6 protein-coding genes are annotated in these 5,778 nt (G+C 48.1%); 5 read left to right on the top strand and 1 reads right to left on the bottom strand.

Translation table 11 applies throughout. From position 1 onward, the window contains the following. Positions 1-443, top strand: a 443-nt coding sequence (locus MHN01_RS14320; protein WP_239411960.1) for an RICIN domain-containing protein, incomplete at its 5' end; no start/stop codon positions are given. A 109-nt stretch (positions 444-552) separates the two neighbouring features. Here the strand turns inward: MHN01_RS14320 and MHN01_RS14315 are convergent. Further along, the gene (locus MHN01_RS14315) at positions 553-1,929 is read right to left on the bottom strand and encodes an L-serine ammonia-lyase (RefSeq protein ID WP_239411959.1); all 1,377 of its coding nucleotides are present in this window, start codon (positions 1,927-1,929) and stop codon (positions 553-555) included. Between the two features lie 266 nt (positions 1,930-2,195). Between MHN01_RS14315 and MHN01_RS14310 the strand changes: the two genes are divergently transcribed. The 4 genes from MHN01_RS14310 to MHN01_RS14295 all read left to right on the top strand — a co-directional run. Beyond that, positions 2,196-2,819: a DJ-1/PfpI family protein gene (locus MHN01_RS14310; protein WP_239411958.1), complete on the top strand. Its 624-nt coding sequence runs from the start codon at positions 2,196-2,198 to the stop codon at positions 2,817-2,819. Beyond that, the gene (locus MHN01_RS14305; protein WP_239411957.1) at positions 2,816-3,280 is read left to right on the top strand and encodes a MarR family transcriptional regulator; all 465 of its coding nucleotides are present in this window, start codon (positions 2,816-2,818) and stop codon (positions 3,278-3,280) included. Before MHN01_RS14310 ends, MHN01_RS14305 begins: the two co-directional genes overlap by 4 nt. 26 nt (positions 3,281-3,306) lie before the next feature. Further along, the gene (locus MHN01_RS14300) at positions 3,307-3,768 is read left to right on the top strand and encodes a GNAT family N-acetyltransferase (protein ID WP_239411956.1); all 462 of its coding nucleotides are present in this window, start codon (positions 3,307-3,309) and stop codon (positions 3,766-3,768) included. A gap of 154 nt (positions 3,769-3,922) precedes the next feature. Then, the coding region (locus MHN01_RS14295; RefSeq protein WP_239411955.1) for an MFS transporter at positions 3,923-5,778 on the top strand (1,856 nt) is incomplete at its 3' end.

The following is a 5,778-nucleotide window of genomic DNA, read 5'->3' as shown; positions in this document are numbered from 1 at the left end:
CATACTTTCCAAATAATTACGGTGCCATCTATCCACTTTTCGGCAATGTAAATTTCCGCCAGTTGAAAAATGGTTATGACAAGTGTTTGGATTTGGAAGATCGCAGCTTAGAGAATGGCAACGAAATCCATCAATGGAGTTGCCACGATGCCGACTCACAACGCTGGTACCTGGATTCGGAGGGATATCTGCGCAATAAGATGAATTTCAACAAGTGTGCCACCGTCTCAGGATCGGGGGATAAGGGCTCTAACGTTGAAATCTGGGATTGCAACGAACAGATAAACCAACGCTGGTCTGAGTATGGCGATCATGGGTTACGCAGCCAGTATGGCAAGCAAAACATGCTGGATATTAAAGGTGGCTACTGGAGCACAAATGGCAGCAAGGCGCATCTTTGGACGCATCACGGCGGCGATAGCCAACGTTGGTACTGGCATTAACAGCCTAGCTGAAATCTACTTCTCTTAACTTTAAGGATGGCTTGATACTCAAGCCATCCTTGCACAGAGCTTTTATCGATGCTCTCCGTTTCCTTAACGAAAAGATTGTTTAGCAGGCAGTAACATTTATCGCCAGTCCGCCGAGAGAGGTTTCCTTGTAATGATTCATCATATCCAGCCCGGTTTGGTGCATGGTTTTGACGACATCGTCCAATGAGACATGATGGGAGCCGTCACCGCTCAGGGCCAATCGGCAGGCATTAATTGCCTTTACCGCTCCCATAGTATTACGCTCGATGCATGGCACCTGAACCAGGCCGTCGATAGGATCGCACGTCAGTCCGAGGTTATGCTCCATGGCAATTTCTGCCGCGTTTTCTACCTGCTCCGGGGTGCCCCCCATCACTTCTGTCAGGCCAGCGGCGGCCATAGAGCAGGCCACACCGATCTCTCCCTGACAGCCGACTTCGGCCGCTGAAATTGAAGCATTGGTTTTGTACAGTGAGCCGATGGCTGCTGATGTTGCCAGGAAATCATGGATGCCTTTTTGTACGTTATCCTGATTTTTGGGGGCGACAAACTGGATGTAGTAGGCCAGAACAGCAGGGATCACGCCAGCCGCGCCGTTAGTCGGGGCCGTTACGACTTTGCCTCCGGCCGCATTTTCCTCGTTGACGGCCATGGCATACAAGTTGACCCATTCCTGAGAGTCTACCTGCTCGCCACGTTCTTCTCTTGCCGTCAGATCCTGGTGGATTTTGTTAGCACGACGCTTGAGCTTGAGGCTGCCGGGCAGTAATCCTGTTTGTGCTACCCCGCGCTTAATACATTGATCCATTACAGACCAGACGTGATCCAGGCGAGCGGTTGGATCTTCGTCATTACGTGCCTGTTCGTTGGCGAGCATGATTTCGGCAATGGTTAGCTGGTGCTCCTTGCATAGCTCCAATAGCTTGTTTCCAGAGCTGAATGGGTAAGGAAGAGGCGATGTTGAAGCCGCTTCTTGTTCAGCGTCACCTTTGGCTACAATAGCTCCGCCACCGATAGAAAAGTAGGTTTTTTCGGCTACGATCTTGCCTTCTTGATCGTATGCCGTACAAGTCATGCCGTTAGGGTGCTCCGGAAAGAAAGTATCGTTATGGAACACGATATCTTTTGACCAGTCGAAAGGAACAAAACGCTTGCCGGCCAATGGTAGATCGCGGGAGCCTTTAACCATACTGACCATGGTTGGGATGTCATCGGCTTCTATCGTTTCTGGGAGTTCTCCCATCAGCCCCATGACACAGGCAATGTCGGTGGCATGCCCAAGGCCGGTTAAGGCGAGCGAGCCATAGAGGTCAACCTTCACCGAAAATGTTTGGTCAAGCAGTTCTTGCTCAACTAAGAAAGTGGCAAAGCCTGCAGCCGCTGCCATCGGTCCTACAGTATGGGAGCTGGAAGGGCCGACTCCAACCTTGAATAGCTCAAAAATACTATGTGGCATTTACCTGTCTCCATGCTTTTCTAACGGGCGAGGACTGCTGCGTTCGCCATGTTTCTTAACAATTGCGAAACATATTAGACAAATTCCACTGCAGTGAACAAAGGTTTCTTTTAGGAAACTTAATCTACATCACACCTCTGAGAAAAATCGCTATAAGGAATAGGTGATGAGAAATGGCAGATCTGATCCTTAGAATTAACAGTAAAATTGACAGTGCGCTGTCAAAATGTAAGCATGCTGTCAATTTTATAAGAGAGGGGTTACATATGAAGAAGGCAACAATTCATCTGGCAGTGTATGACACGATGGCCGACTGGGAGTATGGCTATGTCGTTGCTCATATCAATTCACCAGAATTTCAGAAATCACCGGGACATTTTGAGATCAGGACTGTCGGTGAGACGCTTGAGCCGGTCACGACCAAGGGTGGGATCCGCATTCTTCCGGATATGTGCCTTGATAACCTGTCACCCACAGACAGCCAACTATTGATTTTGCCTGGTGCGGATACTGCAGCAGATGGTGGGATCGAACTTTTCGTTGATATGGCTGCGCGTTATTTGAGTGCTGATGTTCCTGTTGCCGCAATATGTGGTGCGACCGCTGCCTTGGCAAAACGTGGGTTACTTGATGAGCTGCCACATACCAGCAATGCCAAGGAATTTCTGCAAATGACAGGCTACAAGGGGAGCGATTGTTATATCGATAAACCTGCTGTAACGGGTGGGAACCTGATTACGGCAAGCGGGGTCGCGCCGGTAGCATTTGCGGCAGAGATTTTTCGTATGCTTGGCCTATATGCAGATAATACGCTGGAGGCCTGGTGGCAGTTGTTTGAACATAAGAATCCGGCTGGTTTCTATCAATTGATGGAGGAACATTCAAAGTGAGTGATCGCCAAGACAGGTTGAGTTCAATGGCACTGACAGTGTTTGCGCTCAATGGTCGTTTTTTGAAAATTGCTGATCAGCTTGCTGAGCCAGCAGGGCTGACGGCAACACGTTGGCAGGTACTGGGTGCGGTGCTCAACGAACCGTTAACACAGGCGGAAATAGCACGTCGCATGGGTATAACGCGACAGAGTGTCCAGAGAACCAGCTCTCAATTGATAGAAGACGGAATGATTCAGTTCATGCCGAACCCGTCTCACCGCAAAGCCATGCTGCTAACACCGACAGAAAAAGGGTTGGAGGCCATCGAGAAAATTGGCCCGCAGCATGCTGAATTCGCAAAGCAGCTTGAAACGAAACTCGGCAAAGAGCGAATGGCCGAGTTGTCAGAAGCGCTTACGGAACTGCAATGCGCTCTTGAAGCTGATGGCTTGCAGGAAAGTGAGGATCCTGCCAGTTAACAAATGAAAATAACTAGGAAAACACAATGATAAGAAAAGCAAAGCCTGAAGATTACAAGCTGCTGGTAGAGTTGTTCATGATTGAAAATGAGCACAACGCAGCGCTTGCTCCGGATGTTGTAAATCGGACGAAAGATGTCCTGACTGAGTCTGAACTAACAGAAATTCTGTCTGATGATAATCAATACCTATATGTTGTAGAGCAAGATGGTGTTGCTGGGGTATTACTAGGAAATGTCGTTAAAGTAGATGGAAAACGCTGGAATCGGCCTCGAACCTACGGGTATGTTGAAGAGCTGGTTGTTGCCGAAACTGCCCGCGGTCAGGGGTATGCGAAAAGCTTGATTTGTCACTTTGAGGTTTGGGCCAAAGATCATGGCGCAGATAGTGTCGAGCTCCATGTTTGGGCGAAAAACAGTGTTGCCAATCAATGCTACGCAAAGGTTGGTTTCAAGTCGAAACAATATCTCCTTTCTAAGTCATTGTAACTATTGAGCTAAAGTTACAGCATCCAGCTCTCTGCCCTTAGCTTTCAGAACTGTGCTCAAAAATACTGCAAAATATAATTGTACGGTGTTCGATTGTGGTGTAGATTAGCATCATCAAGGGAAATCAAAGATCGAATACAGCAAGGGGCAGGTCATGAATCAGTTTTCATTGTTGGGGAAGAAACGTTTTCTTCCCTTTTTCGGTACACAGGCATTAGGGGCGTTTAATGACAACCTATTTAAGAATGTGTTGCTGTTGTTTATTGCGTTCTCCGGGATTTACAATCAGGCGGAAAGCACTTCTTTAATCAACCTGGCAGCCGGATTGTTTATCCTGCCATTTTTCCTGCTCTCACCAATTGGTGGACAACTTGCAGACAAGTACGAGAAGTCTGCTCTGATCCGGAAAATAAAATTGGCTGAAATTGCCATTATGTCTGGAGGTGCAATTGCACTGTGGTTTAACTATGTGCCGGCATTGCTGGTGATCCTATTCCTGATGGGAGCCCAGTCTGCGTTGTTCGGACCGGTAAAGTTTGCCCTGATGCCACAGCATCTGACCGATCGTGAGCTGGTGGGGGGCAATGCGGTTGTTGAAATGGGGACATTTGTGGCGATACTCGGAGGTACGGTCGCTGCCGGTTTGATATTTACCACCGAGGATTCAACGCTATTGGTGACGGGATCTGTGCTATCGCTAGCATTGATAGGGTACCTGAGTAGCCGTTTCATACCTCGCGCAAAGGCGAATGATCCATCACTGGTGGTGAACTGGAATCCCTTCACCCAGTTGGTAAAAACAGTTAACCATGCCCGCAAAGATCGCACTATCTTCCTTTCAATTCTGGCTATTAGCTGGTTCTGGTTTATTGGCGCGACATATTTAACTCAACTGCCGAACTTTGCCCGTGATTATCTGGGGGGCAATCCTCAGTTGGTGACTGTATTGCTGACCGTCTTCTCTGTTGGCATTGCGGTCGGATCGCTGCTTTGCGAAAAGTTATCCGGCGGCCAAGTTGAGCTGGGCATTATTCCTGTCGGTGCCATTGGTATAAGTGTATTCGGTTTTGATCTGTACTTTGCCAGCCAGCAGGTTGTTGTCGAGTCGGGGATTACGGCCAGTGCGTTCGTCACTCATGGTGAAAATCTTCGGATGATATTTGATTTGACAATGGTAAGTGCCTTCGGCGGGATATTTGTCGTGCCGCTTAATGCTCTGATCCAACAACGCAGTGAAGAAAAAAGTCGTGCCCAGACTATTGCTGCCAATAATGTTATGAATGCTTTGTTTATGGTGTTGAGTGCAGCTGTTGCAGTTCTTCTGCTGAATGTTTTTGAGCTCTCTATCCTTGAATTGTTCCTTGTGCTTTCGGTTGGCAATGCGCTGGTAGCCATCTACGTATTTTCACAGGTTCATGAGTTTATGCTGCGTTTTGTGGTCTGGTTGCTGACACGTACTGTATACCGCCTTAACTACAAAGGTCTGGATAATATTCCTGAAAGTGGGGCTGCGGTATTGGTCTGTAACCATGTTAGCTATGTTGATGCGCTGCTGATAGCAGGGGCATGCCGTCGTCCGGTTAGGTTTGTGATGGACAAAGACATTGCCAACATGCCGGTCGCTAAGTACTTCTTCAAATGGATTAAGGCCATTCCTATTTGCGCGCAGGGAAAGTCCCCGACAATCTATAAGCAGGCCTTTGACAGGATTAGCGAGGAGTTAGCTGCCGGTGAGATTGTCTGTATCTTTCCCGAAGGCAAGCTGACCAAAAACGGTGAGATGAACGAGTTTAAAAAAGGAATAGAGAAGATCATCAGTCGTAACCCGGTACCGGTTATTCCTTTAGGTTTGATTGGCGTATGGGGCTCGTTCTTTAGCCATGAAAGAGGACGCGCATTTACAACGATGCCAGCACGTTCCTGGTCGAAAATAGAGATTGTTGCTGGCAAAGCAGTCGCACCGGAACAGGTGTCGGCGAAAGGATTGCAGGAGAAAGTACAGCAGTTGAT

The organism is Photobacterium sp. OFAV2-7 (assembly GCF_022347985.1).
GTDB lineage: Bacteria > Pseudomonadota > Gammaproteobacteria > Enterobacterales > Vibrionaceae > Photobacterium.
The sequence above is the reverse complement of the archived record's forward strand: the minus strand, read 5'-3'. Positions and strand labels throughout refer to the sequence as shown.

Excerpts from the sequence above, each read along its gene's own strand:
- MHN01_RS14315 (WP_239411959.1), bottom strand. The coding sequence starts at position 1,929 with ATGCCACATAGTATTTTTGAGCTATTCAAGGTTGGAGTCGGCCCTTCC.
- MHN01_RS14310 (WP_239411958.1), top strand. The coding sequence starts at position 2,196 with ATGAAGAAGGCAACAATTCATCTGGCAGTGTATGACACGATGGCCGAC.
- MHN01_RS14300 (WP_239411956.1), top strand. The coding sequence starts at position 3,307 with ATGATAAGAAAAGCAAAGCCTGAAGATTACAAGCTGCTGGTAGAGTTG.